We start from the raw sequence: 25,081 nt of genomic DNA, 5'->3' as shown, positions 1-25,081 counted from the left end.
ACGATGCGTATTTCTACCGCTCAATATTTCGAAACCAGTTCCGTCAAGTATTCGGATAACTACTCCAGCGTGGTCAAGGCGCAGGATCAGGCCAGTTCCGGTGTGCGGGTACAGACCGCGGCGGATGATCCGGTGGCGGCGGCGCGGTTGTTGTTGCTGCAGCAGCAGAAAGACATGCTAGGGCAGTTCAACGGCAATATAACCAGTTTGAAGAACTCGCTCACCAATGAGGAAAGCGTGCTGAGCGCGATCAGCGACGCCATGCAGCGCGCCACTCAATTGGCCCTGCGTGCGGGTGGCTCGATAAGTGACGCGGACCGTCGGTCGATTGCCAGCGAAGTCGGTGCCATTGAAGATCAGGTGCTGGGCCTGCTTAACAGCAAGGACTCCTCCGGCAATTACCTGTTTTCCGGCTCCAAGACCCAGACGCCGCCGTATGCGCGCAACAATGACGGCACCTACAGCTATCAGGGCGACGAAACTCCGCTGAGCCTGCAGGTTTCCAACACGCTGACGGTCAGTGCCGGTGATACTGGTAAAACCATCCTGGAAGGCGCAGCCAATTCCAGCCGTACACAGGCCGTATGGCAAGCGCCAGTGCCGCAGACGGTGCCGCCAACGGTCAACGACAACAAAGTTGCCTTGTCGGCCGGGCTGGTGACGTCGAGCTCCGATTATTCGAACAAGTTTGCTGATGGCCAGCCGTACAAGCTGACGTTTACCAGCAGCACCCAATACAAAGTGGCCGATAAGAACGGCAATGACGTGACCTCGGAGATACCGGGCAGCGGCACCTTCGACTCCACCAAGGAAGGCAGTTCCAGCGTGGCATTGCGCGGGGTGAAGTTTGACATCACCCTCAATCTGGGGGATGTCTCCCCGGGCGCCAACTCCGACGTGCTGGTCAAGGATCGGTCCTTCAACCTTGAAGCCAAGCCGGATACTTTCAGCGTCTCGCGTACGCCGAGCAATACGTCCACTGCGCAGTTGACTGGCGCTCGCGTATCCAGCCAGGCGGACTACGCCAGCACGTTTCCCACCAATAGTGGGGCGCTGATCAAGTTCAGCAGTGCGACCGCCTATGAGGTATACGCCCAGCCGTATACGAACGATAGCAAGGCTATTGCCACTGGTGATACTGGCGGCGGTACCACGGTAACGGCTGCTGGCGTGACCTTTGATGTCAGCGCCGGGCCACCGCAGCCGGGTGATCAGTTTTCCGTAGGGGCCAACACCCAGAAAACCCAGAACGCACTGGACACCCTCGGCCAATTGCGCAAGGCCCTGGAACTGCCGGCGGACGGTAATCCCGCCGCGACGATCAAGCTCAAGGACGTGCTGGATGCGTCTATCAGCAATCTCGCCAATTCGAGTACCCAGATCAACAATGTGCGCGGTTCCATCGGCGCACGGGAAAACGCGCTGGATATTCAATCCAGCGAAAACACCAGTGTAGGTATCGCCAACACCAGCACCATGAGCGACCTGGCCAATATCGACATGGGCGAGGCGGCGATCAACCTGACGCTGCAGCAGACCATGTTGCAGGCCTCACAACTGGCCTTTGTGAAAATCTCCCAGTTGAGCCTGTTCAATAAAATGTAAATTCTGGCGGTAGACCAGCGGCTCATCCCGGAAACGGGGTGGGCCGTTGTCGTTTTTGCGGCTGATTTGTTTGCAGATTTTGCGCGGATCCATTGAAAATTGAGTGACCTGTGAGTCATAAAGCGCATCTTCACTGTATCGTGTGAAAAGGATAAGTCGCGTTGCCGTTGTTATTGCGCGGCTTTCAGCGAAATCTTTATGGGGTTATCCCCTTTATTGTCAGCACTTCGGGCGCAGGCCCTGGGGTGTTCTCCAGCTATTTAGTATTGGGAAGCCACAATGATTGGCATAAAAAGCATCGCCAGTTACGTGCCGGCGGACGGTATCGATAACTACGCCCAGGGTGCCAAATTCGCCAAGGATGAAGAATTCATCATCGGCAAGATCGGTTCGGCGTTCCTGCCGCGCAAGGAAGCCGCGCAGGAAACCTCCGACCTGTGTGTCGAGGCGGTCAACGCGTTGTTTGCCAACAACCCGGACTTGAAGCGCGAGTCCATCGACGCCGTGATCGTGGTCACCCAGAACGGCGATGAAGAAGGGCTGCCCCACACCGCAGCCATCGTCCAAGACAAACTGGGCCTGCCCACCCACGTGGCCGCGTTCGATATTTCCCTGGGCTGTTCCGGTTACGTGTATGGCATCTACGCCATGAAGGGCTTCATGGAAGCCACCGGCCTGAAAAACGGCCTGCTGATCACCGCCGACCCGTACTCCAAGATCGTCGACCCGGAAGATCGCAACACCACCATGCTGTTTGGCGACGCCGCCACGGCCACCTGGATGGGCGAAGACGCGCCGTGGTTGCTGGGCAAATCCAAGTTCGGCACCGACGGTTCCGGCGCACCGCACCTGAAGGTCAGTGATGGCGTGTTCTTCATGAACGGTCGTCAGGTGTTCAACTTCGCCTTGCTCAAGGTGCCGGCGCATTTGCACGAGCTGCTCGATGAGTCGGACCTTAAGGCCGATGACATCGACGCGTTCTGCATTCACCAGGGCAGTGCGGCGATTGTCGACGCTGTGGCGCGACGTTTTGAAGAGGCGCCGGTGGACAAATTCATCAAGGACATGGTCGAGACCGGCAACACCGTGTCATCGAGCATTCCGTTGCTGCTGGAAAAGCATGTGATGGACGCCACCTGGAAGCGCGTGGCGATCAGTGGCTTCGGTGTGGGCCTGTCCTGGGGCTCGGCGATTCTCTATCGCCCGTGATGCTTTAGTGGCCGCATAAAAAACGCCGATGATCGAAAGATCACCGGCGTTTTTCATTTGTGGCGAGGGAGCTTGCTCCCGCTGGGCTGCGCAGCAGCCCCTCAAGCGGTGGCTCCCCCCCGTAAAACGGCGGGGTTGCACCAGCGCAACCCGTTGAAATGCAAGGGCTGGCACAGGGCTAGTAAAAAAAATCAAAAAAACCCTCAAGCAACCGGCTACCACGACGATAACTATTACGTAGGTTCTCAGGCCACACCCGGCGGTTGCCAGGGCCGGAAGCCGCAGTATCCATCCAACGAGGATTTCGTCATGGCTTTAACAGTAAACACCAACATTGCTTCGATCACTACCCAGAACGGCCTTGGCAAAGCGGCTAACTCGCTGCAAACCTCCATGCAGCGCCTGTCCACTGGCCTGAGCATCAACAGTGCTAAAGACAACGCTTCGGGCCTGCAGATCTCCAACCGTCTGACCAGCCAAATCAACGGCCTGGGCCAAGCTGTAAAGAACGCCAACGATGGTATCTCCATCGCGCAAACCGCTGAAGGCGCAATGCAGGCTTCGACCGACATTCTGCAAAAGATGCGTACCCTGGCTCTGTCCTCGGCTACCGGCTCCCTGAGCGACGCTGACCGTACTTCGAACAACGAAGAATACCAGGCACTGACGTCGGAACTGACCCGTATCTCGCAGACCACTACTTTCGGTGGCCAGAAGTTGCTTGACGGTTCGTACGGTACCAAAGCCATTCAGGTTGGCGCCAACGCTAACGAAACCATCAACTTGAGCCTGGACAACGTTGCCGCCAATAACATCGGTTCGCAACAGATCAAAAGCGTTGGTATTGCACCGAGCGCTTCTGGTGTCGCAGGCGGCGTAGTTGGCATCACCGGTAACGGCCAGACCGCCAGCGTAACCGTAGCTGCAGGTTCTTCGGCCAAAACCATCGCCAGCCAACTGAACGGCGCTGTAGGCGGCCTGTCGGCTACCGCCAGCACCGAAGCTCAGTTCGTAGTCGGCGCTGCTGCCAAGACCACTCCTGCCTCGTTCAGCATGACCGTCGGCGGCCAAACCACAACCTTCACCGGCGTAACAGATACTGCAAGCCTGGCTGACCAGTTGAAATCCAACTCAGCCAAGCTCGGCATCAGTGTCAACTACGACGAATCCAAGGGCACCCTGTCGGTTAAATCCGACTCCGGTGAAAACCTGGCTTTCAGTGCAACGACTGCAGCCGGTGCTATCACTGTCGCAACCAAAGATGGTTCCGGCGCATACGGCACTGCCGTTGCCCTGGCTAACGGCTTGACCGCGACTGGTTCCGTCAACCTGGACTCGTCCAAAGGCTATGCATTGAATGGTGCCGGTGTGACCGGTCTGTTCGCCGCTACCGGCACTGCCGCAGCGTCGACCAAAACTACCATCGCGCAAACCGACGTGACCAGTGCCTTCAATGCACAGGCAGCTGTAGCGGTCATCGACAAGGCTATCGGTGGTATCGACAGCGTACGTTCGGGTCTGGGTGCTGTTCAGAACCGTCTGACCACTACTGTAGACAACTTGACCAACATTCAGAAGAACTCCACTGCAGCACGTTCGACTGTACAAGATACCGACTTCGCTGCTGAAACAGCCGAGTTGACCAAACAGCAAACCCTGCAATCGGCAGCCACCGCGATTCTGTCGCAGGCTAACCAACTGCCATCTGCTGTACTGAAGCTGCTTCAGTAATAACCGCGATTGGTAACTGACGGAAGGGTGCGTTTACGTGCCCTTTCGTCGTTTAGGTTTTAGAGGAGATTGGACATGGACATGAATGTAAAGCTGGCCTCGTCTTATCCACCGGTCGCACCTCAAGGCGTGCCCGCTGCTACCTTTGCGAACAAGGATAAAACCAGCGTCGAGGCTGTTGCACCAGTCGCTGGTGCGCCTGAACGGGCTGATCTTGAAAAAGCGGTTACTGATATTCGAGAATTCGTACAATCGGCCCAGCGTAAACTGGACTTTTCGATTGATGATTCGACTCACCGTGTTGTGGTCAAGGTCATTGCCACCGACACGGGTGAGGTAATTCGCCAGATTCCGTCGGAGACAGCGTTAAAGTTGGCGCAAAACCTGGCGAATGCCAGCCATGTGCTCTTTGACGAAAAGGTCTGACCTGGCATGAAACTTGTTGCTGCGGTTCGTGATAGTTGTTTGTCAAGAAAGCGGTAACTCCCGAATTAGGAGCAAGATGATGGCGAGTACAACGGTTAGTGGTGTTGGTTCTGGTATCGATACCAGCGGGATCATTACGTCGCTGGTAAATGCTGAAAAAGCACCGAAACAGCTTCAGATCAACACTCAATCGCAGAAAGCGACCACTCAACTGTCGTCCATCGGAAAGATTCAAGCGGCGTTGGATGCGTTTCGTGGTGCACTCAAGACCATGGGGACCGATAACAGCTTCAGTGGCTTGGTCGGTACTTCTTCGGATGAAAAAGTTGCCACCATGACTGCAGGGGCGGGTGCTTCAAACGGCTCGTTCTCGCTGGTGGTATCGCAGCTGGCCCAACCTTCGAAACTGACCACCGCCAATTTTGCGGGTGGCGCATCTACCGTGGTCAACAAGACTGACACCGCCACTACGCTGACTATTTCGCAGTCAGGCAAGAACTTTGATGTGAGCGTAGCGCCCGGTGCAACCCTGCAGCAGGTGCGAGAGTCTATCAACTCGCAGTTTGGAACCGCCGGCATCAGTGCCAATATTCTGACGGATTCTAACGGTTCGCGGTTGATACTGACCTCCACCAATAGCGGTGTGGGTACGGACTTGACCCTGTCCGGCAACTCGGGCGTTGACACGGGTTACAGCGTGGTCAACCCGCCTCAAAATGCCAAGTACACCATTGACGGGATTGCCGCTGAGTCGAAGACCAACAACATCACCGATGCGGTGAGCGGTGTCAGCATCAAGTTGCTGACGGTGTCTCCCTTGGTCGACAAGTCGGATCCAAATGTCCGTAGCGCCCTGACCATCTCCGTCAGCACCAGTACCAGCGCACTCAAATCCGGCGTTAAGGGTTTTGTCGATACCTACAACGCTTTGCTCAAGGCGATGACCGCTGAAACAGCGGTAACCAAGAACGCGGCGGGCGACCCGGTGGCGGCGACCCTGACCGGCGACTCGACCATGCGCACGCTGCAATCGGCGATCCGTAACGAGTTCAACACAATGTCCGGCAGCGGTACCTTGAAATCCCTGGCCCAATTCGGTGTTGAAACCGACCAGACCACGGGGATGCTGTCGATCGACGACAAGCAATGGGACAATGCCATGAAAACCAACGCTGCAGATATAAGCAGCATTTTCAATGGCAAGAACGGCCTGCTGGCGCGTTTGACCTCGGCGACGGAAGCCTATGCCAAGCCGACCACTGGCCTGCTAGCGACTCGCTCTACCTCGCTGTCTGACAGCCTCAAAGACTTGGCCAAGCAACAATCCGCACTCGACCAACGTATCGACGCCTACCAGACCACGCTGACCAATAAGTACGCAGCGATGGATACGCTTGTTGCACAATTGCGGCAGCAGAGTAATAACATATTGGGTACGCTCAACGCTCTGAACAATCAGAAAAGTACTTGATTGAGCCTCCATGCAAAAAGCCCGGGTACTACACCCGGGCTTTTTTTTGAGCATTGAAAACGGGCCGGTCAAGGCAGCCAGGCGTCTCGCCAGGCCGACAGGTTTTCTTCCCTTAGTAGCCACTTGTCCAGTATCACGTTGCGTAAGGCATTTCCGGACTGGGCGCTGGCATCCGGTTCAGCGAGATGTTCGCGAATGGCGGCGATCCAGTCTCCGGACCGGTTCTTGACCCGGGTCACCGGAAAGTTACCGCGATAACAGAGTACGTCCGAGCAGATGACCGGAAACGCGCAAGCGCCATATTCCAGTAGACGCAGATTACTTTTGCAGGCGTTGAAAAAATTGTCTTCCACCGGTGCCAATGCCAAGTCCAGATTCAAGCCTGCCAGCCGTGCAGGGTATGTTTCGATACTTACCCCGCTGTGAAACTCCTGCACATAGGGGCGCAGGGCCGTCGGACACATTCCCATGAACACCCATTCCACCTCCCCGGCCAGTTCGCGAACCACGTCGGCAATCACTCGCAAGTCGGCGCCGTGGCTCAATCCACCGGCCCAGCCCACCCGAGGTTTTCGCCCTTGTTTGCGGTGGCTGACCAGCCCAGCCCACCACTGGCCTGGCAGGCGGTTTTCCATCACACGAATGTCGGTGTTGTAGCCTTTCAGGGCATCGGCCAGCGGTTGAGTCGAAACCACCAGTCGATCGCATAGGCTCACAGCTTTCCTCAAGCGCTTTGCCGTGTCTTTGGGGAACAGCGCGCGGGTCAGATTGCCAGCGGGAATATCGAGAATGTAATCGTCCAGTTCGTACACCTTAAATGCCTTGGACAGTGATCGGGCATTCTGGATGACTTCCAGTTGGGGTTTGCTGAACTGACGTTGGAAGATGATTGTGTCCGGGGCCAGCCTCTCCAGTTCCACTGGTTGCAGAAGCGAGTCACTCACTTCACCGTCGACCAGCTTGGCGGCCTGAAGTGCAGCAAAAGGCTGGCGTACCCGATAATGACCGCTGCCGAATGAGTCACCTGGGTAGCATAATACGTAGGGTAGCGCACGAGTGGCGAACGGTCGCCAGCCGACGTCGCTACGACATTCGTAGGCAAAACCACTGCCTTCTAGGGTCAGGTTGCGATTGTAGGCAGGGTCGTTCGCCAGTTGCGGCAGCCAGCGTTGGTACATCACCGCCTGTTCGCGTTTGAACCGCTCGCGCTTGGCTTCCTGTGTGGTCTTGTCTACTTTGTTCTGGCTTACGTTGGCCTCATGCATCAGCACCGCGTAAGGGGTCCAGACGACCAATTGACCGGCCTGTCCTACTTTCAGGCACAGGTCTACATCGTTATAGGAAACACCCAGGCCGGCCTCATCCATCCCGCCCACCTGCCGGTATAACGCGGTACGGATCATCATGCAGGCGGCGGTGACAGCGCTGTAGTTCTGATCGATTTGCAGACGGTGAAGGTAGCCGTTGGACAGCATCGGGCTGTCGATGAACGGGTGATCTGCAACGCCGCGCAATCCAAGCACCACGCCAGCGTGTTGGATATTCCCATTGGGGAACAGCAATTTTGCACCGACAATCCCCACTTCCGGTCGCTGAGCATGATGGAGCATTGCACCCAGCCAGTCGCCATCGATGACCGCAGTGTCGTTATTGAGCAGCACCAGATACTCGCCGCGCGCATGGCTCACTGCAAAGTTGTTGATGGCAGAATAATTGAACGGGTGCGGGTAGCGCAGGATGCGCACTTTGGCATCGTTCAGGCGCTCCATGCCTTTGAACCATTCCCGGGCCTCGGGGGTTTGGCTGTTGTTGTCGATGATGATTAGTTCGTAATGGGTGTAGCGAGTGTTACCCATCAGGCTTTCTATGCAGCGCATCAGCATAGGCAGTTGATCTTTGGTAGGAATCACGATTGATACCAACGGCTTTCCCGTGTGTTGGTAGATCACACGGTTGACCATCGGAAGAGGGCCCGTGCTCAACTTGTGAGCCACGCCTAGCCGCTGGAGGTGTGCCTGTATGACAGCGGCGGAATGGACGATGACTTGGTTTTCGCCAAGCCATTGGCCGAAGTTGATTTCCTGGTGAACCAGCACTTCAGCGATGTGGCCGACGGTACCCAGCCCATGACTCTCCACGAGCCGCAAGAGCAGGTCGTGGGGTGCCAGCTCAGCAAAAGTGGGATTGAATCCATCAGCCTTCAGTGCTGCTTCGCGGCTAAAGGCCAGGGCGCGACCCACATATGGATAACTGCGTAGAAGATCCAGGTTCATGTCAGGTTTGAATACCGGGTCCTGGCAACCTGATACGGTTATCGAGTCTTCATCGCTGTAACAGACGCTGATGCCTGGATTGAGTGCGATTCCCTCGGCAAGCAGCAGCAATGCATGCGGATCGAGTTGGTCGCCGCCGCGCAACAGATAGCACCAGTCCACCTGGATGCCTTGAAGTAGCTCATTGAGTTGGCTTGGCCAGGAATCCGCCAGCGGTAGCCAGACAAGATTGTCGGCCGGTTTCACCCCCAAGGGTTGGGCATTGGAAAGCACTGCGATGGCAGCTGCCTGGTACAGCTGACGGTCAATGCTGTCGAGGCTTGCGCGTAACGCCGCAATGTCACCTGTGGTATCGGTCAGGACCAGCAAGACTGTTGATTGATGTGACCAGCTCGCCAGTCGTGCCGGCAACCCTTCGAACTCGGTGGTGGACAGTTGTCGGGTTTCCAGCCAGCGCTTATAAAGGTGGTTGTTGCGCTGCTGTTTGCCGAGATTTCCCAGTACGCCGAAAAAACGTTCGAAAGCGTGGGCGAGTGTGCCATCGAGTTGGCCGCATTCAGTTTCGAAATCGGCTGCCGTCAGACGCATGCGCTCCAGCGGGGCCAATGCATCCAGACGTATGAAAAACATGGTTCCGGCAAAAAAATCCGACACATCGATTTGTTGTGGATCAATGCCGGCGCGTGCGGCAAGGGCGAGCAAATGTATACGGTTGTTTTCAGCAAGGCGGGTGGTCACCTCCTGGCGGTATTTTTCTGTGCCAAGCAGGGGGTGGTGCGTGGGGTTGGCAAGATACTCTATCGATTGACGGAATCGCACCGGGCCGAGCAGGTCATCGAAAAGATCGTTCGCCCACGAGTTGGCCGAGCCCAGGTGCTGCGAGCGCTTGGTGTGCAGCTTGACTAGCGTATGGATGTTATCAGCGCGTAGAAACGGCAGTACCTGCAGGAAGGGAAAAACGTCGCGACCATGGTTCGTTACTCTAAAAAGTGAATAACCTAGTCCCGTAGCCTTTAACTGGGCGCGTATGTCATTTTCCGCTCCCGCTATGCAGGTAACATATAAATGCAGACGTTCATGCAATTGAATCAGGCGCTGCAATATATTTTGTAGCAAGTCGGGGTGGTAGGCGTGGATGACCACACCGACCGGGGGGGCGCCGTCCTCAAGAGAGGGCCGCTCCACTTCCAGCAATTCACATGTTTGAGTGTACCCATCGGCGCTGCTTGGTGAAGCGGCGGGTACGGTATCGGATGCAACATAAGCCCCCCTTAACTGAAACAGTGTGAAAACGGGGGGGGCTGATAGTGGTGTGCGGCGTACCTGTAATAGAAATTGCGGTCGGTATAGCTTCAGTGCCCGGATCTGCTGGGTGAAATGTGTGCTGCCCTGCATGAACAGCTCCTTCATGTCGGGCTGGTTCTGGCGCTGGTCGGCATGCCGACGAAACAGCGACAGAGGCTCATGTAGAAACGCCAAGTGGCCGTGCTGCAGCAGGTTTACGAACAACGCCAAGTCGTTGATCGCCCGGATAACTACCCCTCCAAGGGCACAGATGTGCGGTACCTTGTCGATTATTTGAGTTCGACGAAACATCACGGTGCTGGGTTCGCCGATGAAGTTCACAGGCCAGTCGCAAAGCAGCGAAATAACGTCCTCGCCATGCAGGCAGGTGTCTTCTTTAAATACGTCGGTGGTCTCCAGGATGTCCGGTAGCGTCTCGCCCTGGGCATCTATTAGCTGGCGCCGTGAGGTGACCAGCGCGATATCACTGCGAGATTGCAGTACTGCCGCCATACGTGGCACACAATCGGGCAGCAGGACGTCATCGTCGTTGAGAAACTTGATGTATTCGCCTCGGGATTCCTCCAGGCAACGGTTAAGATTCAGCATCCCGCCCAACTGCTGTTCATTGTGAAGATAGCGGACCGGCACAACCGACTGCTCAGCAAGACGCTCAGTAATTAGACGAATGCCGTCGCCGCGACAATCATCGGTGATGACCACTTCGATATTGGAGTATTGCTGACTCAGCGCACTGCTCAGTGCCGCCTCAAAAAATCGAGGGCTGTAGGCGGGTATTGCTATGCTGATCAGCGGTAAGCGTTCGGCCGAGAGAATCGTTGTCATGTTCATACCAGTTTGAACAAAGGGCGAAGATAGAACTCGCTTAGGTTGCCTTCACGGCCCAGGCGGTCGCAAACATCAGCCTTATCGAGGGCGCCAGCCCAATCAAATAGCTCTATTTGCCGGGTCTGCGGATCCAGCACCAACCCAACATGCTCAACCTGCCATCCGGTATCGACCAGCGCCGCTTCTACGTAGGCAAGCTTCTCACCCAATGCGTTGCGCCCTGCTACGGGTTGCGCGGTATCGCCGCCCCAATTGAATCCCATCTGGAAGAGGAGGCAATCCGATGCCGGGCGCAACGCTTTCAAGAAACCCTGGATGTAACTGTTCAGTGCTTGTTTGTCGGGCACCAGCGCGGCATCAAAGTCGACCCCGGCGTGGTGCAGCACGTTGAACAGCAATAATGTGTCAAAGTGTTCCGGTATGGTCTGGGCGACCTGATAATCGAGCGCCTGCTGAACCACTTCGACATTGGTCAGGTTGAATTCAGCGGCGAGGGCGCGGATAAAATCCGCGCTGCTCTGATCCAGCTCCCAGGCAACGCAATGGCTGTCAGGGTATGTATGCGCCAGTGTCGTGGTGAACAGGCCTGTATTGGCGCCGACGTCCAGTAAGCGCTGACCACTGAAGTCGAAATGCGCGTTGAGGTAGTCCAGGCGACCATGGTCTGCGCGCCAGCGGGGGTTTACGGGCACGTCGACTCCCAGCTGCTTGACCACAAAAGCAGGCAGCGGCTGATAGCTGGCATGTTTACCCGAGTGTACATAGAGCGCCAGTAATTGTTCTTTGGTCATTGGCGTTTGCCTGAGCGAAGGAATTCGAAAAAAAACAGCCTCAGGCTGTCGGTGGCGAACCAGATGTCATAGCGCGGTAACCAACAGCAGGCCTGTAACAGCCAGAGCCGAGCTCCAGAAAAAAAGCGCATTTGGGTGCGTGTCTGGCCGGCGAATCCGCCGAGCCAAAGATATTTTTCACGGCGCCAAAAGCGGAGAAAACGCCGAGTCTCGGCCATCTGTGGCGAGTCATGCTGGGCTTGCACCAGCCAACTCGCGCGGAAGCCATTCTCCAGCGCCAACTGCATCGGCCCCCACATGCGCGGGTTAGCCTCTATCAGGAAATGCTGCCCAGCGCTTTCCATTACTTCGAACATGATGAATCCGCGATATTCATACTGTTCAAGTAATGCTCGCAGACGCTGATCTGTAGCGCTGTTTGGGCAGCTCACCAGTTCGGCGGCAACTATTGACTTGCCAGCCGCCTGCTGGGCGATGTTGCGCTGATACAGCGCAAGAACGCCTACATCGTTGCGGAAATAAAGATAGTAAAAGCTCTGTCCGTCTATATAGCGTTGAATCAAATAGCGTGTAGCGTCGTAGCTAGCAACGTGTTCGACATATTCGGCAGCATTGCGCACCAGCAGCGGGTAAATACGCTGACCCTTGGCAATGCTCTCGACTTTAGGCTTAAGCACGAACGGTAATTGACTTTCAGATAGGTGCTCTATCAGTGGCGGTATTTCAAGACCGGCTGTCACCGCCGCGGCAAGGAGCTTTTCCTTGTCTGAAAATAGCTCGTAGATCTGCGAGCTGACGTTGATCCCTTGTATGCCTTCGTGATGCATCCACTCCTGCATGCCAAGTAACAGACGATTTATTGACTCGGCACTGGGAGCTACGGTTAACGCGCGTTCGGGGTAATGTGTCTTGACGTCGAGCAACAAGCGCTTGAATTCGTTTTCGTCCAGGCTGTCGAGCGTGCGCTGGGCAAATAAATGACGACGTAGACGAGTGTGGTACAACAAATCTTTTGCGTTACGCGTAATCAATACGAAGTCGATATGCTCCCGCCGCAAAGATCGGCAGAAAGCGCCGATCGCGCGTTCGTTGGCCCCAGTGAATATGACTACCAAAGGCTTTTTCTCAAGCATTGGAGTCATATTGCTACCGATGGGTCAGCGAGCAATTCCGCGAGACAATCAATGATTGTTTCAACGTTTGCTTTGGTTAATGAAAGATGGAATGGCAGCCCAATTAAACGCTCTGTCAACATTTCAACTACAGGCAGCGGGCCGACCGTGAAAGCCTGAAAGGCAGGGTGGCCATGCAAGGGAGGGCAATACCAGCGACGGGTTTCGATGTCTTTGCCCAAAAGGCGTAACTGAATATCCACACCACGGAAGCCTGGAGGTAGCAATACGAGCATAAGGCTGTAGACGCCAGTCATCGGTTTGACTTGAAGTTTCAGCGCAGGAATTTTTTCCAATATCCTCGTAGCGTAGTGTTGATGCAGGGTTCGACGCGCTTCGGCCACGACTGGCCAGTTGTCCAGCGCGGCCAACGCGACGGCTGCGTGGTATTCGCTCATTTTGCCGTTCTCACCTGCATCAAACACGAGCCCGCCACTATGGGCATCGATACCAAAGTTGCTGAGTGTCCGCATGCTCTGACCATATGCGTGATGTCGCGACGCGACGAAACCGCCTTCGCCTCCGCCGAGAGCTTTTGTGGCGTGTAGGCTGAAAGCGGCTTTCGTTGTCAGACCTATTTGCTGGTTACCCCAGGCGCCTGCGGCATCCACTACCACCGGAATGCCGGTTTCGGCAGTAAACACGTCCCAGTCCGCGACATCTTGAGGACAGCCATAAGTGGCGACAGGCATTACCGCTTCAAATGACGTTTCAGCCAGCAGCGCCCGTGCTATGGCCGGTGTAAGCAGCCAGTTTTCGGGGTTTACATCGCTTATCAGTGGATTGAGTCCGGCACGGATGATTGCGGTTGCAGTCGCAACAAACGTCAACCCAGGTACGAGTACCCGGCTCCCCTTACGTAGTTTCAATGCTTCCAAGGCTATTTGTAGCGCGCACGTGCCGTTGGCCATGGACACCACGTGAACTTGCGCAGGTTCCCGGCTAAATGAACGCGACAGCCTCCTTTCAAGCTCACTGACCAGCGGGCCGAAGTTCGTGTACCAGCGGTTCTCATCGATTTGTCGCCAGTAAGGAAGAATCTGCTCGATCTTCGGCATTTCCGGTACTAACAGCTTGATGATATTTTTCATGGTGCCCACGGCTGTCAATAAAGTATCGTTTTTGCTATTGCAGCAGGGCATAGCAGGAACTGTACCAATCGAAGTGAGGCCGGCCCGCTGCAGAGGGTACGGATGAGCTTCCGCACAGAACTTGATAGAGCTTGCCGACAGCCAACATCCTGATCGCGGGCTTTTTTAACAACCGGCGCACTAAAGTAATTGGCAATCCAGTCGACATTAAGGCTACTGAAATCCTTTCCGCTTTCGCCTGTCACGAGGTAGAACCATGAACCCCATCAGAGCCCTTCGCCAGTACCAGAAGGTCAATTCTCACGCTCAGATATCCGAAGCCAGTCCGCATCGCTTGGTGCAACTGTTGATGGAAGGCGGGTTGGACCGTATGGCGCAGGCCAAGGGTGCGCTGGCTCGTGGTGATATCTCGCAGAAGGGGCTGATGTTGGGCAAGGCGGTGGATATCATCATCGGCCTGCGGGACGGTCTGGATGCGGAGAAAAGCGAAAACCCGGCTTACGTCCAGCAGTTGGAAAGTCTGTACGCATACATGACCAATCGCCTGATGGAGGCCAACCTGCATAATGACGCCGATATGATCGACGAAGTAGCGCGTTTGATGATCACTGTTAAAGAAGGCTGGGATGCTATTGGCGTGCCACAAGGCGCGGCAGAATAAGGCCAATGGCCTTGAGGAATACGTCATGAATCAAGCACTGCAACGCATCGATGAAACCCGTGAAGCCCTGGTCGACGCACTGGCTGCGCGCAACTGGGACGCCATTGGCGAGCTGGACCTGGGGTGCCGCAACGTGATCGATAACGTGCTCAGCGAAGCGCCGGTGGACGAGGATGCGTTGCGCGAAAAGCTCGAGGCTCTGTTGGCGGTGTATCAGCAGTTGCTTGAGGTGACGACCGGCGAGCGCCAGGCGATTTTCGAAGAGATGGCGCAGATCAACCAAGCGAAAAATGCGTCAAAGGTTTACCATCTTTTCGGCTGATAAGGGCTCGGTTAGTCCGAACGGTGCGTCATATATTTGACTGTGCCAGCATTTTTGACTTAACTAGTGCTGTTTTCAGATTTCAGACGTCTAGTAGAGGATAAGTCTTACTGACGTCTTGATTGCCTTCATTCCGGGGCAGGAAGTTTTACTAGGGAAGTTGCTATTGCATGTGGCGTGAAACCAAAATTCTGCTGATCGATGACGATAGCGTCCGCCGCCGCGATTTAGCGGTGATTTTAAATTTTCTCGGTGAAGAAAATTTGCCCTGCGGTAGCCATGATTGGCAGCAGGTGGTCAGCTCGTTGGCGTCGAGCCGTGAAGTCATTTGTGTGCTGATCGGGACGGTAAACGCTCCAGGCGCTGTTTTGGGCTTGTTAAAGACACTGTCAACCTGGGATGAGTTCCTTCCGGTGTTGCTGATGGGCGATATTTCTTCTGTCGACCTGCCTGAAGACCAGCGCCGCCGCGTGCTTTCCACCCTGGAAATGCCGCCCAGCTATAGCAAATTGCTTGATTCCCTGCACCGCGCCCAGGTCTATCGCGAGATGTACGACCAGGCCCGCGAGCGCGGCCGTCACCGCGAACCCAACCTGTTCCGCAGCCTCGTCGGCACCAGCCGGGCGATCCAGCACGTACGCCAGATGATGCAGCAGGTGGCCGACACTGACGCCAGCGTGCTGATCCTCGGCGAGTCGGGCACCGGCAAGGAAGTGGTCGCGCGCAACCTGCACTATCACTCCAAGCGCCGCGACGGACCATTCGTGCCGGTCAACTGCGGGGCGATCCCGGCAGAGCTGCTGGAAAGCGAATTGTTCGGCCACGAGAAGGGCGCCTTTACCGGGGCGATCACCAGCCGTGCCGGGCGCTTCGAGCTGGCCAATGGCGGCACGCTGTTTCTCGACGAAATCGGCGATATGCCGCTGCCGATGCAGGTCAAGTTGCTGCGCGTGTTGCAGGAGCGCACCTTCGAACGCGTGGGCAGCAACAAGACCCAGAGCGTGGACGTGCGCATCATTGCCGCCACCCACAAGAACCTCGAAAGCATGATCGAGGTCGGCAGCTTCCGCGAAGACCTGTACTACCGCCTCAACGTATTCCCGATCGAGATGGCCCCGCTGCGTGAGCGCGTGGAAGACATCCCGTTGCTGATGAACGAACTGATCTCGCGCATGGAGCACGAAAAACGCGGCTCCATCCGTTTCAACTCCGCCGCGATCATGTCGCTGTGCCGCCACGGCTGGCCGGGCAACGTGCGCGAGCTCGCCAACCTGGTGGAGCGCATGGCGATCATGCACCCCTATGGGGTGATCGGCGTGGTCGAGTTGCCGAAGAAATTCCGTTACGTCGATGACGAAGACGAGCAGATGGTCGACAGCCTGCGCAGCGACATGGAAGAGCGCGTGGCGATCAACGGCCATACGCCGGACTTCGGTGCATCGGCCATGCTGCCGCCCGAGGGCCTGGACCTCAAGGACTACCTCGGCAACCTGGAGCAAGGCCTGATCCAGCAGGCCCTGGACGACGCCAATGGCATCGTCGCCCGCGCTGCCGAGCGCCTGCGCATTCGTCGCACCACCCTGGTGGAGAAGATGCGCAAGTACGGTATGAGCCGCAAAGAAGGTGACGAACAGGCGGATGATTGACGCCTGTTTTTCAACCGTTTGATTTATAAGTAGGTTTTTTTCGGCACGGGTATTGCTATATCCCTCGCAACGTTCCGTTTAACTGACGGTCAGCCAAGCGAGAGAGCACGATGCCCCACGCCGCCCAACTATCTACCGCCCCTGTGATCCAGGGGCTGGTTCCGCCTGTAGAGCCGCCGACCCGCCAGGGTCTTGAGCAGGCGTTCTCGCACTTCAACCAGATGTCGAGCCAGCTGACCGATTCCTACAGTCTGCTTGAAGCCCGGGTGTCCGAGCTTAAAGGCGAACTTGCGGTGGTCAGTGCTCAGCGCATGCAGGAGCTGGCCGAAAAAGAACGCTTGGCCAACCGCCTGCAGAATCTGCTCTCACTGTTGCCCGGTGGCGTGATCGTCATCGATGACCAGGGCCGTGTGCGCGAAGCCAACCCGGCCGCCTGCGACCTGCTTGGCCTGCCGCTGGAAGGCGAGCTGTGGCGCCACGTCATCACCCGCTGCTTCGCGCCGCGTGAGGATGACGGCCACGAAGTGTCCCTTAAGGATGGGCGCCGCCTGTCCATCGCCACCCGGTCCCTGGACGCTGAGCCAGGCCAGTTGGTGCTGCTCAACGACCTGACGGAAACCCGTCACCTGCAAGATCAACTGGCCCGCCACGAGCGTTTGTCGTCGTTGGGGCGCATGGTCGCTTCCCTGGCGCATCAGATTCGCACGCCGCTGTCGGCAGCGTTGATCTACGCCAGTCATTTGACTGATGAGCAATTGCCCACGGCCACCCACCAGCGTTTTGCCGGGCGTCTCAAGGAGCGCCTGCATGAGTTGGAACACCAGGTGCGCGACATGCTGGTGTTTGCCCGCGGCGAATTGCCCTTGACCGACCGCATCACCCCGGCCGGTTTGATGCAGGCCCTGCAAGCGGCGGCGGCCACGCATATCCAGGGCGCGAGTCTGCGCTGGCAATGCGACAGCCACCACGGCGAGTTGCTGTGCAACCGCGACACGCTGGTGGGCGCGCTGCTCAATCTGATCGAAAACGCCACCCAGGCCAGCGGCCCCGGTGCGCGGCTCAAGGTGCATCTGTATCGCCGCGAGCAAACCCTGCGCCTGTGCATCAGCGACAGCGGCAGCGGTATAGCTCCGGCCGTGCTGGAGCGCCTGGGAGAACCTTTTTTCACCACCAAGACCAACGGCACCGGCCTGGGCCTGACCGTGGTCAAGGCCGTGGCGCGTGCGCATCAGGGACAATTGCAGTTGCGCTCCCGGTTGGGGCGCGGCACCTGTGCATTGATGACCTTGCCGCTGTTTTCCAGCGCGGCAAGCGCGGAGTAGAAGGATCATGACTATCAAGGTTTTATTGGTGGAAGACGATCGCGCCCTGCGTGAGGCATTGGCTGACACGCTGCTGTTGGCGGGCCATGACTACCGTGCGGTCGGCTCTGCCGAGGAGGCCTTGGAGGCGGTTGAGCAAGAAGCCTTCAACCTGGTGGTCAGCGATGTAAACATGCCGGGCATGGACGGCCACCAGTTGCTCGGCCTGCTGCGCGCGCGCCAGCCGCAATTGCCGGTGCTGCTGATGACCGCCCATGGCGCCGTGGAGCGGGCCGTGGACGCCATGCGCCAGGGGGCGGCGGATTACCTGGTCAAGCCGTTCGAGCCCAAGGCGCTGATCGAATTGGTGGCCCGGCATGCCCTGGGGGTGATTTCGGCGGGCGAGGGTGACGGTCCGATTGCCTTCGAACCGGCCAGCGCGCAATTGCTGGAACTGGCGGCCCGCGTGGCGCGCAGTGACTCCACCGTATTGATCTCCGGCGAGTCCGGCACCGGCAAGGAAGTGTTGGCGCGCTATATCCACCAGCAATCGAGTCGGGCCCGGCAACCGTTCATCGCGATCAATTGCGCGGCGATCCCGGACAACATGCTCGAAGCCACGCTGTTCGGCCATGAGAAAGGTTCGTTCACCGGCGCCATCGCAGCCCAGGCCGGCAAATTCGAGCAGGCCGACGGCGGCACCATTCTGCTCGACGAAATCTCGGAAATGCCCCTGGGCCTGCAAGCCAAGCTGCTGCGCGTGTTGCAGGAGCGCGAAGTGGAGCGGGTGGGCGCACGCAAGCCGATCCAGCTGGACATTCGCGTGGTCGCCACCACCAACCGCGATCTGGCGGGCGAAGTGGCGGCGGGGCGGTTTCGCGAAGACTTGTTCTACCGCCTGTCGGTATTCCCGCTGGCCTGGCGCCCGTTGCGCGAGCGTCCGGCCGATATCATTCCGCTGGCCGAGCGCCTGCTGAACAACCACGTCAAAAAAATGAAGCACGCCCAGGCACGGCTGTCGGCCGAGGCCCAGGCCTGCCTGGTCGGTTATCCATGGCCGGGTAACGTGCGCGAGCTGGACAACGCCATTCAGCGCGCGCTGATCCTGCAGCAGGGCGGCCTGATCCAGCCGCAGGATTTCTGCCTGGCCATGGGCAATGGCGTGGCGCCGTTGCCGAGCCTGGCGCCGGCACCGGTGCTGGCCGAAGCCGAATCGGCTGGCGGCCTGGGCGATGACCTGCGCCGCCGCGAATTCCAGATGATCATCGACACCCTGCGCGCCGAGCGCGGCCGCCGCAAAGAAGCGGCCGAACGCCTTGGCATCAGCCCGCGCACCCTGCGCTACAAGCTGGCGCAGATGCGCGACGCCGGGATGGACGTTGAAGCGTATCTTTTCGCCACCTGAGCAAAACCTGGGCTGACAAGGTTTGTCGCCTTTTCTTACGAATCGCCACGGAGCTGGCACCCTTGTTGCTACCACCCCTAGTAACCGCTGCGTAGTGTCAAAAAATTGCGGGTCGTCGGAGAGAGGAAGTTCATGAGCCAGGGTATTGAGTTCAATCGGTTGATGTTGGATATGCGCTCCATGCAAATGGATGCCATGGCTCAGCCGAAATCCGTCGCGCCAGCGCCGGAATTGGGCCAAAGCAATTTTGCCGACATGCTCGGTCAGGCAATCAATAAAGTCAGTGATACCCAGCAGGCTTCCAGCCAGTTGGCGACCGCGTTCGAGATCGGTAAAAGCGGCGTGGACCTCACCGATGTGATGGTCGCCTCGCAAAAGGCCAGTGTTTCCTTCCAGGCCTTGACCCAAGTGCGTAACAAGCTGGTTCAGGCTTATCAAGACATCATGCAGATGCCGGTTTAAGGGCGAGATTTAACTCATGGCAGAAGCAGTCGTGGACAACGTACCCGCCAAGACAGAAGGCAAGTCGCCTCTGTTTGGCCTGTCGTTCCTGGAAAACCTCTCGGAAATGACCATGCTGCGTCAGGTAGGCCTGATGGTCGGCCTGGCGGCCAGCGTGGCGATTGGTTTTGCCGTGGTGCTGTGGTCGCAGCAGCCTGATTACCGGCCGCTGTACGGCAGCCTGGCGGGCATGGATTCCAAGCAGATCATGGAAACCCTCGCCGCCGCCGACATCGCCTACACGGTCGAGCCCAACTCGGGTGCCTTGCTGGTCAAGGCCGATGATGTGGCGCGTGCGCGGATGAAACTGGCCGCCGCCGGCGTGACGCCGTCCGACAGCAACATCGGCTTTGAAATCCTCGACAAGGATCAGGGCCTGGGCACCAGCCAGTTCATGGAAGCCACCCGCTACCGTCGCGGCCTGGAAGGCGAACTGGCGCGCACCATTTCCAGCCTGAACAACGTCAAGGGTGCCCGCGTGCACCTGGCCATTCCGAAAAGCTCGGTGTTCGTGCGTGACGAACGCAAGCCAAGCGCCTCGGTGTTGGTCGAGCTGTTTTCCGGCCGCTCCCTGGAGCCTGGCCAGGTACTGGCGATCGTCAACCTGGTGGCCACCAGCGTGCCGGAGTTGAGCAAGTCGCAAATCACCGTGGTCGACCAGAAGGGCAACCTGCTGTCGGACATGGCCGAAAATTCCGCGCTGACCCAGGCCGGCAAGCAGTTCGACTACAGCCGTCGCATGGAAAGCATGCTCACCCAGCGCGTGCACAACATTCTGCAGCCGGTGCTGGGCAATGACCGCTACAAGGCTGAAGTGTCTGCCGACGTGGACTTCAGCGCCGTCGAATCGACGTCCGAGCAATTTAACCCGGACCAGCCCGCCCTGCGCAGCGAGCAGTCCACCAGCGAACAACGCACTGCCAGCAACGGCCCGCAGGGTGTACCGGGAGCCTTGAGCAACCAGCCACCTGCACCGGCTTCGGCCCCGCAAACCACCGGTGGCGCTGCGGCGACCGCGGGTGCGATCCAGCCTGGGCAGCCGTTGCTGGATGCCAACGGCCAGCAGATCATGGACCCGGCCACCGGCCAGCCAATGCTCGCGCCGTACCCGGCGGACAAGCGTAACCAGTCCACCAAGAACTTCGAACTCGACCGTTCCATCAGCCACACCAAGCAGCAGCAGGGCAAGATCAATCGCCTGTCGGTGTCGGTGGTGGTCGATGATCAGGTCAAGGTCAACGCCGCTGACGGCGCCGTCACCCGCGCGCCATGGACCGCCGATGAATTGGCGCGCTTCACCCGCCTGGTGCAGGACGCCGTCGGCTTCGACGCCAGCCGTGGCGACAGCGTCAGCGTAATCAACATGCCGTTCTCCGCCGAGCGCGGCGAAGTGATCGCAGACCCTGCGTTCTACACCCAGCCGTGGTTCTGGGACATCGTCAAGCAAGTGCTGGGGGTGATGTTCATTCTGGTGCTGGTGTTCGGCGTGCTGCGTCCGGTGCTCAACAACATCACCGGTAACGGCAAGAAACAACTGGCCCTGGCCGGTGGCGACGTGGAACTGGGCGGCATGGGTGGTCTGGACGGCGAGCTGGCCAACGACCGCGTCAGCCTGGGCGGTCCGCAAAGCATCCTGTTGCCGAGCCCGAGCGAAGGCTATGACGCTCAGTTGAACGCAATCAAGAGTCTGGTGGCAGAAGACCCGGGCCGTGTGGCCCAGGTCGTGAAAGAGTGGATTAACGCTGATGAATGATCGAGCCGCTGTTGCCAAGCTCTCCCGGGTCGACAAAGCCGCCGTGCTGCTGCTGTCGTTGGGCGAAACCGACGCTGCCCAAGTGCTGCGCCACATGGGGCCCAAAGAGGTCCAGCGCGTAGGCGTGGCCATGGCGCAGATGCGCAATGTGCACCGCGAGCAAGTCGAGCAGGTGATGAGCGAGTTCGTCGAGATCGTCGGCGACCAGACCAGCCTGGGCGTCGGCTCCGACAGCTATATCCGCAAGATGCTGACCTCGGCCCTGGGCGAAGACAAGGCCAACGGCCTGATCGACCGCATCCTGCTGGGCGGCAACACCAGTGGCCTGGACAGCCTCAAATGGATGGAACCGCGCGCGGTCGCCGATGTGATCCGCTACGAACACCCGCAGATCCAGGCCATCGTCGTGGCCTACCTGGACCCGGACCAGGCCGGTGAAGTGCTCGGCCACTTCGACCATAAAGTGCGCCTGGACATCATCCTGCGCGTCTCGTCGCTGAACACCGTGCAGCCGGCCGCCCTGAAAGAACTCAACACGATTCTCGAGAAACAGTTCTCGGGCAACTCGAATGCCTCGCGCACCACCCTGGGCGGGATCAAGCGTGCCGCCGACATCATGAACTTCCTCGACAGCTCGGTCGAAGGCCAGTTGATGGACTCGATCCGCGAGATCGACGACACCCTGTCCGGCCAGATCGAAGACCTGATGTTCGTGTTCAACAACCTCGCCGATGTCGACGACCGTGGCATCCAGGCGTTGCTGCGCGAAGTGTCGTCCGACGTGCTGGTGCTGGCCCTCAAGGGCTCGGACGAAGGCGTCAAGGAAAAGATCTTCAAGAACATGTCCAAGCGCGCCTCCGAACTGTTGCGCGACGACCTGGAAGCCAAGGGCCCGGTGCGCGTCAGCGACGTGGAAACCGCGCAGAAAGAAATCCTCACCATTGCCCGCCGTATGGCCGAAGCCGGAGAAATCGTTCTCGGCGGGAAGGGCGGCGAAGAAATGATCTAAGGCGCCCTGCATGTCGAACAAAGATGAGACGCCCAGCGATCTGATTCGCGCGCGGGATGTCGGCGGGTTCGATATCTGGTCGTTGCCCAGCTTCGACCCCCACGTGCCGGAACCTGAGCCTGAGCCGGTGGAAGAGCTTCCGGTGCAGATGGAAGAAGTGCCGCTGGAAGAAGTCCAGCCACTGACCCTTGAAGAGTTGGAAGCGATCCGCCAGGAGGCTTACAACGAAGGCTTTGCGGCCGGTGAAAAAGACGGCTTTCGCAGCACCACTCTCAAGGTCCGCCAGGAAGCCGAAGAAGCCCTCAGCGGCAAGCTGGCCAGCCTCGAGCGCTTGATGGGCAGCCTGTTCGACCCGATTGCCGGGCAGGACTCGCAGTTGGAAAAGTCCATGATCGGCCTGGTGCAGCACATCGCGCGCCAGGTGATCCAGCGCGAACTGGTGCTTGACTCGAGCCAGATCGAAAGCGTGATGCGCGAAGCCCTCAAGCTGCTGCCCCTGGGTGTCGGCAATGTGCGGCTGTACGTCAACCCGCAGGATTTCGAGCAGGTCAAAGCCTTGCGCGAGCGCCATGAAGAAACCTGGCGCATCGTCGAGGACGCCTCGCTGCAGCCGGGTGGTTGCCGCGTCGAGACCGAGCACAGCCGCATCGATGCCACGGTGGAAACCCGCATCAGCCAGATCATGGCCAAATTGCTGGACCAGCAGCATGAGCAGGCATTGAACCCCACCCAAGCCGATATCAGTGTTGACCTGGACGCCAGCGATGCGCCTTGAACGCACCAGCTTTGCCAAGCGCCTGGACAGCTACGCCGAGGCCACTGAGCTGCCCGGCCAACCGATCCTGGAAGGGCGCCTGTTGCGCATGGTCGGCCTGACCCTCGAAGCCGAGGGCTTGCGTGCCGCCATGGGCAGCCGCTGCATGGTGATCAACGACGACAGCTATCACCCGGTGCAGGTCGAAGCCGAAGTGATGGGCTTTTCCGGCAGCAAGATATTCCTGATGCCGGTGGGCAGCCTCGCCGGTATCGCCCCCGGCGCCCGCGTGGTGCCATTGGCCGATACCGGGCGCTTGCCGATGGGCATGAGCATGCTCGGCCGCGTGCTCGACGGTGCCGGTCGCGCGCTGGACGGCAAGGGCGGCATGAAGGCCGAGGACTGGGTGCCCATGGACGGACCCACCATCAACCCGCTCAACCGTAACCCCATCAGCGTGCCGCTGGACGTGGGCATTCGCAGCATCAACGGTTTATTGACGGTCGGTCGCGGCCAGCGCCTGGGCCTGTTCGCCGGTACAGGTGTGGGTAAATCGGTGTTGCTGGGCATGATGACGCGCTTTACCGAGGCCGACATCATTGTGGTGGGGCTGATCGGCGAACGGGGCCGTGAGGTCAAGGAATTCATCGAGCACAGCCTCGGTGAGGAAGGGCTCAAGCGCTCGGTGGTCGTCGCCTCCCCAGCGGATGACGCCCCGCTGATGCGCTTGCGTGCCGCCATGTACTGCACGCGCATCGCCGAATATTTTCGCGACAAGGGCAAGAATGTCCTGTTGCTGATGGACTCGCTCACCCGTTTCGCCCAGGCCCAGCGCGAGATCGCCCTGGCCATCGGCGAGCCGCCGGCGACCAAGGGTTACCCGCCGTCGGTGTTCGCCAAGCTGCCCAAGCTGGTGGAGCGGGCCGGTAATGCCGAGGCCGGCGGCGGCTCGATCACTGCGTTCTACACGGTGCTGTCCGAAGGCGACGACCAGCAGGACCCGATTGCCGACTCGGCGCGGGGCGTGCTCGATGGGCACATCGTGCTGTCGCGGCGCCTGGCCGAAGAGGGGCACTACCCGGCCATCGACATCGAGGCGTCCATCAGCCGGGTGATGCCGGCGGTGGTCACGCCGGAGCACATGGCCCGCGCGCAATACTTCAAGCAGCTGTGGTCACGTTACCAGCAGAGCCGCGACCTGATCAGCGTCGGCGCCTACGTGGCCGGTGGCGATCGCGAGACCGACCTGGCGATTGCCCTGCAACCGCAATTGGTGACCTACCTGCGTCAGGGGCTCAACGACAAGATCAGCATGGGTGAGAGCGAAGCGCACCTGCAATCGATCTTCGCCCCGGCGCCAGGCGGCTAAGCCATGGCCAACAGCCGTGCCGCGCGCCTGGCCCCGGTGGTGGACATGGCCGAAAAGGCCGAAAAAGCCGCCGTTCAGCGCCTGGGGTATTTCCAGGGCCAGGTGCGTCTGGCGGAAAGCAAGCTGGGCGACCTCGAACGCTTTCGCAGCGAATACCAGCAGCAGTGGATCGAGCGCGGCAGCAAGGGCGTGTCGGGGCAGTGGCTGATGGGGTACCAGGGCTTTCTCAATCAACTGGAAACCGCCGTCGGCCAACAGCGCCAGAGCCTGGCCTGGCACCAGAACAACCTCGATAAGGCCCGCGAAAGCTGGCAAGCGGCGTTCGCCCGCGTCGAAGGGTTGCGCAAGCTGGTGCAGCGCTACATCGACGAAGCACGGGCCATCGAAGACAAGCGTGAGCAGAAACTGCTCGATGAGCTGTCCCAGCGTCTTCCCCGTCAGGAACAGTTCTAACCAAC

At 58.6% G+C, this 25,081-nt stretch carries 20 protein-coding genes; 16 read left to right on the top strand and 4 right to left on the bottom strand.

The genetic code is table 11. The annotated features are described in order from the left end of the window. The first annotated feature begins 3 nt into the window (after positions 1–3). The 5 genes from SC318_RS18645 (at position 4) to fliD (ending at position 6,442) form a co-directional block, all read left to right on the top strand. Positions 4–1,605 carry a flagellar hook-associated protein 3 gene (locus SC318_RS18645; RefSeq protein WP_320427983.1) on the top strand — a complete coding sequence of 534 codons (1,602 nt, stop codon included), beginning with the start codon at positions 4–6 and terminating at the stop codon, positions 1,603–1,605. Positions 1,606–1,884: 279 nt separating this feature from the next. Beyond that, a complete protein-coding gene (locus SC318_RS18640) occupies positions 1,885–2,814 on the top strand; it encodes a ketoacyl-ACP synthase III (RefSeq protein WP_306494007.1) in 930 nt (309 codons plus the stop codon). Positions 2,815–3,123: 309 nt separating this feature from the next. Then, the gene (locus tag SC318_RS18635; protein ID WP_320427982.1) at positions 3,124–4,545 is read left to right on the top strand and encodes a flagellin N-terminal helical domain-containing protein; all 1,422 of its coding nucleotides are present in this window, start codon (positions 3,124–3,126) and stop codon (positions 4,543–4,545) included. 75 nt (positions 4,546–4,620) lie between these two features. Beyond that, the gene (locus SC318_RS18630) at positions 4,621–4,971 is read left to right on the top strand and encodes a flagellar protein FlaG (protein WP_320427981.1); all 351 of its coding nucleotides are present in this window, start codon (positions 4,621–4,623) and stop codon (positions 4,969–4,971) included. Between the two features lie 79 nt (positions 4,972–5,050). Beyond that, on the top strand, positions 5,051–6,442 hold the full coding sequence (gene fliD, locus SC318_RS18625) for a flagellar filament capping protein FliD (protein ID WP_320431260.1): 1,392 nt from the start codon (positions 5,051–5,053) through the stop codon (positions 6,440–6,442). 68 nt (positions 6,443–6,510) lie between these two features. On the opposite strand, the gene SC318_RS18620 is transcribed toward fliD, so the two are convergent. Genes SC318_RS18620 through SC318_RS18605 form a run of 4 tightly spaced genes read right to left on the bottom strand, consistent with a single transcriptional unit; the run spans position 6,511 to position 13,902 of the window. After that, the gene (locus SC318_RS18620) at positions 6,511–10,851 is read right to left on the bottom strand and encodes a glycosyltransferase (protein ID WP_320427980.1); all 4,341 of its coding nucleotides are present in this window, start codon (positions 10,849–10,851) and stop codon (positions 6,511–6,513) included. Beyond that, entirely contained in the window at positions 10,848–11,639 is a 792-nt protein-coding gene (locus SC318_RS18615) for a class I SAM-dependent methyltransferase (RefSeq protein ID WP_320427979.1), read from the bottom strand. The genes SC318_RS18620 and SC318_RS18615 overlap by 4 nt, the downstream gene beginning before the upstream one ends. Continuing rightward, entirely contained in the window at positions 11,636–12,781 is a 1,146-nt protein-coding gene (locus SC318_RS18610) for a hypothetical protein (RefSeq protein WP_320427978.1), read from the bottom strand. Before SC318_RS18610 ends, SC318_RS18615 begins: the two co-directional genes overlap by 4 nt. After that, complete coding sequence (locus SC318_RS18605) at positions 12,778–13,902, bottom strand: DegT/DnrJ/EryC1/StrS family aminotransferase (protein ID WP_320427977.1); 1,125 nt, start codon at positions 13,900–13,902, stop codon at positions 12,778–12,780. Before SC318_RS18605 ends, SC318_RS18610 begins: the two co-directional genes overlap by 4 nt. A gap of 256 nt (positions 13,903–14,158) precedes the next feature. On the opposite strand from SC318_RS18605, the gene fliS reads away from it, so the two are divergent. The 11 genes from fliS to fliJ all read left to right on the top strand — a co-directional run bounded on the left by fliS (position 14,159) and on the right by fliJ (position 25,076). Continuing rightward, positions 14,159–14,563, top strand: coding sequence for a flagellar export chaperone FliS (fliS, locus tag SC318_RS18600; protein ID WP_320427976.1), 405 nt, complete (start codon positions 14,159–14,161; stop codon positions 14,561–14,563). Between the two features lie 25 nt (positions 14,564–14,588). Then, positions 14,589–14,885 (top strand): flagellar protein FliT, encoded by a 297-nt coding sequence (fliT, locus tag SC318_RS18595; RefSeq protein WP_320427975.1) that lies wholly within the window; start codon positions 14,589–14,591, stop codon positions 14,883–14,885. A 170-nt stretch (positions 14,886–15,055) separates the two neighbouring features. Further along, on the top strand, positions 15,056–16,531 hold the full coding sequence (locus SC318_RS18590; RefSeq protein ID WP_306494001.1) for a sigma-54 dependent transcriptional regulator: 1,476 nt from the start codon (positions 15,056–15,058) through the stop codon (positions 16,529–16,531). Between the two features lie 110 nt (positions 16,532–16,641). Further along, positions 16,642–17,853, top strand: a complete 1,212-nt coding sequence (locus SC318_RS18585; RefSeq protein ID WP_320427974.1) for a sensor histidine kinase — start codon at positions 16,642–16,644, stop codon at positions 17,851–17,853. 7 nt (positions 17,854–17,860) lie between these two features. After that, entirely contained in the window at positions 17,861–19,237 is a 1,377-nt protein-coding gene (locus tag SC318_RS18580; RefSeq protein WP_320427973.1) for a sigma-54-dependent transcriptional regulator, read from the top strand. Between the two features lie 132 nt (positions 19,238–19,369). Beyond that, positions 19,370–19,699 (top strand): flagellar hook-basal body complex protein FliE, encoded by a 330-nt coding sequence (gene fliE / locus SC318_RS18575; RefSeq protein ID WP_124387586.1) that lies wholly within the window; start codon positions 19,370–19,372, stop codon positions 19,697–19,699. Positions 19,700–19,715: 16 nt separating this feature from the next. Next, a complete protein-coding gene (gene fliF / locus SC318_RS18570; RefSeq protein ID WP_320427972.1) occupies positions 19,716–21,491 on the top strand; it encodes a flagellar basal-body MS-ring/collar protein FliF in 1,776 nt (591 codons plus the stop codon). Next, positions 21,484–22,500 (top strand): flagellar motor switch protein FliG, encoded by a 1,017-nt coding sequence (fliG, locus tag SC318_RS18565; RefSeq protein WP_306493998.1) that lies wholly within the window; start codon positions 21,484–21,486, stop codon positions 22,498–22,500. Before fliF ends, fliG begins: the two co-directional genes overlap by 8 nt. Positions 22,501–22,510: 10 nt before the next feature. Next, on the top strand, positions 22,511–23,275 hold the full coding sequence (fliH, locus tag SC318_RS18560) for a flagellar assembly protein FliH (protein ID WP_320427971.1): 765 nt from the start codon (positions 22,511–22,513) through the stop codon (positions 23,273–23,275). Beyond that, positions 23,265–24,623: a flagellar protein export ATPase FliI gene (fliI, locus tag SC318_RS18555; RefSeq protein WP_320427970.1), complete on the top strand. Its 1,359-nt coding sequence runs from the start codon at positions 23,265–23,267 to the stop codon at positions 24,621–24,623. Before fliH ends, fliI begins: the two co-directional genes overlap by 11 nt. 3 nt (positions 24,624–24,626) lie before the next feature. Next, positions 24,627–25,076 (top strand): flagellar export protein FliJ, encoded by a 450-nt coding sequence (fliJ, locus tag SC318_RS18550; protein WP_306493995.1) that lies wholly within the window; start codon positions 24,627–24,629, stop codon positions 25,074–25,076. The last annotated feature ends 5 nt before the right edge of the window (positions 25,077–25,081 follow it).

It is taken from the genome of Pseudomonas sp. MUP55, from assembly GCF_034043515.1.
GTDB lineage: Bacteria > Pseudomonadota > Gammaproteobacteria > Pseudomonadales > Pseudomonadaceae > Aquipseudomonas.
The sequence above is the reverse complement of the archived record's forward strand: the minus strand, read 5'-3'. Positions and strand labels throughout refer to the sequence as shown.

Bases quoted from the DNA above. Each gene is read 5' to 3' on its own strand.
- SC318_RS18630 (WP_320427981.1), top strand. From the start codon at position 4,621: ATGGACATGAATGTAAAGCTGGCCTCGTCTTATCCACCGGTCGCACCT.
- fliJ (WP_306493995.1), top strand. From the start codon at position 24,627: ATGGCCAACAGCCGTGCCGCGCGCCTGGCCCCGGTGGTGGACATGGCC.
- SC318_RS18640 (WP_306494007.1), top strand. From the start codon at position 1,885: ATGATTGGCATAAAAAGCATCGCCAGTTACGTGCCGGCGGACGGTATC.
- SC318_RS18585 (WP_320427974.1), top strand. From the start codon at position 16,642: ATGCCCCACGCCGCCCAACTATCTACCGCCCCTGTGATCCAGGGGCTG.
- fliG (WP_306493998.1), top strand. From the start codon at position 21,484: ATGAATGATCGAGCCGCTGTTGCCAAGCTCTCCCGGGTCGACAAAGCC.
- SC318_RS18580 (WP_320427973.1), top strand. From the start codon at position 17,861: ATGACTATCAAGGTTTTATTGGTGGAAGACGATCGCGCCCTGCGTGAG.
- fliF (WP_320427972.1), top strand. From the start codon at position 19,716: ATGGCAGAAGCAGTCGTGGACAACGTACCCGCCAAGACAGAAGGCAAG.
- fliS (WP_320427976.1), top strand. From the start codon at position 14,159: ATGAACCCCATCAGAGCCCTTCGCCAGTACCAGAAGGTCAATTCTCAC.
- SC318_RS18590 (WP_306494001.1), top strand. From the start codon at position 15,056: ATGTGGCGTGAAACCAAAATTCTGCTGATCGATGACGATAGCGTCCGC.
- SC318_RS18635 (WP_320427982.1), top strand. From the start codon at position 3,124: ATGGCTTTAACAGTAAACACCAACATTGCTTCGATCACTACCCAGAAC.
- SC318_RS18610 (WP_320427978.1), bottom strand. From the start codon at position 12,781: ATGACTCCAATGCTTGAGAAAAAGCCTTTGGTAGTCATATTCACTGGG.
- fliH (WP_320427971.1), top strand. From the start codon at position 22,511: ATGTCGAACAAAGATGAGACGCCCAGCGATCTGATTCGCGCGCGGGAT.
- SC318_RS18645 (WP_320427983.1), top strand. From the start codon at position 4: ATGCGTATTTCTACCGCTCAATATTTCGAAACCAGTTCCGTCAAGTAT.
- fliI (WP_320427970.1), top strand. From the start codon at position 23,265: ATGCGCCTTGAACGCACCAGCTTTGCCAAGCGCCTGGACAGCTACGCC.
- fliD (WP_320431260.1), top strand. From the start codon at position 5,051: ATGGCGAGTACAACGGTTAGTGGTGTTGGTTCTGGTATCGATACCAGC.
- SC318_RS18620 (WP_320427980.1), bottom strand. From the start codon at position 10,851: ATGAACATGACAACGATTCTCTCGGCCGAACGCTTACCGCTGATCAGC.
- fliE (WP_124387586.1), top strand. From the start codon at position 19,370: ATGAGCCAGGGTATTGAGTTCAATCGGTTGATGTTGGATATGCGCTCC.
- SC318_RS18605 (WP_320427977.1), bottom strand. From the start codon at position 13,902: ATGAAAAATATCATCAAGCTGTTAGTACCGGAAATGCCGAAGATCGAG.
- SC318_RS18615 (WP_320427979.1), bottom strand. From the start codon at position 11,639: ATGACCAAAGAACAATTACTGGCGCTCTATGTACACTCGGGTAAACAT.
- fliT (WP_320427975.1), top strand. From the start codon at position 14,589: ATGAATCAAGCACTGCAACGCATCGATGAAACCCGTGAAGCCCTGGTC.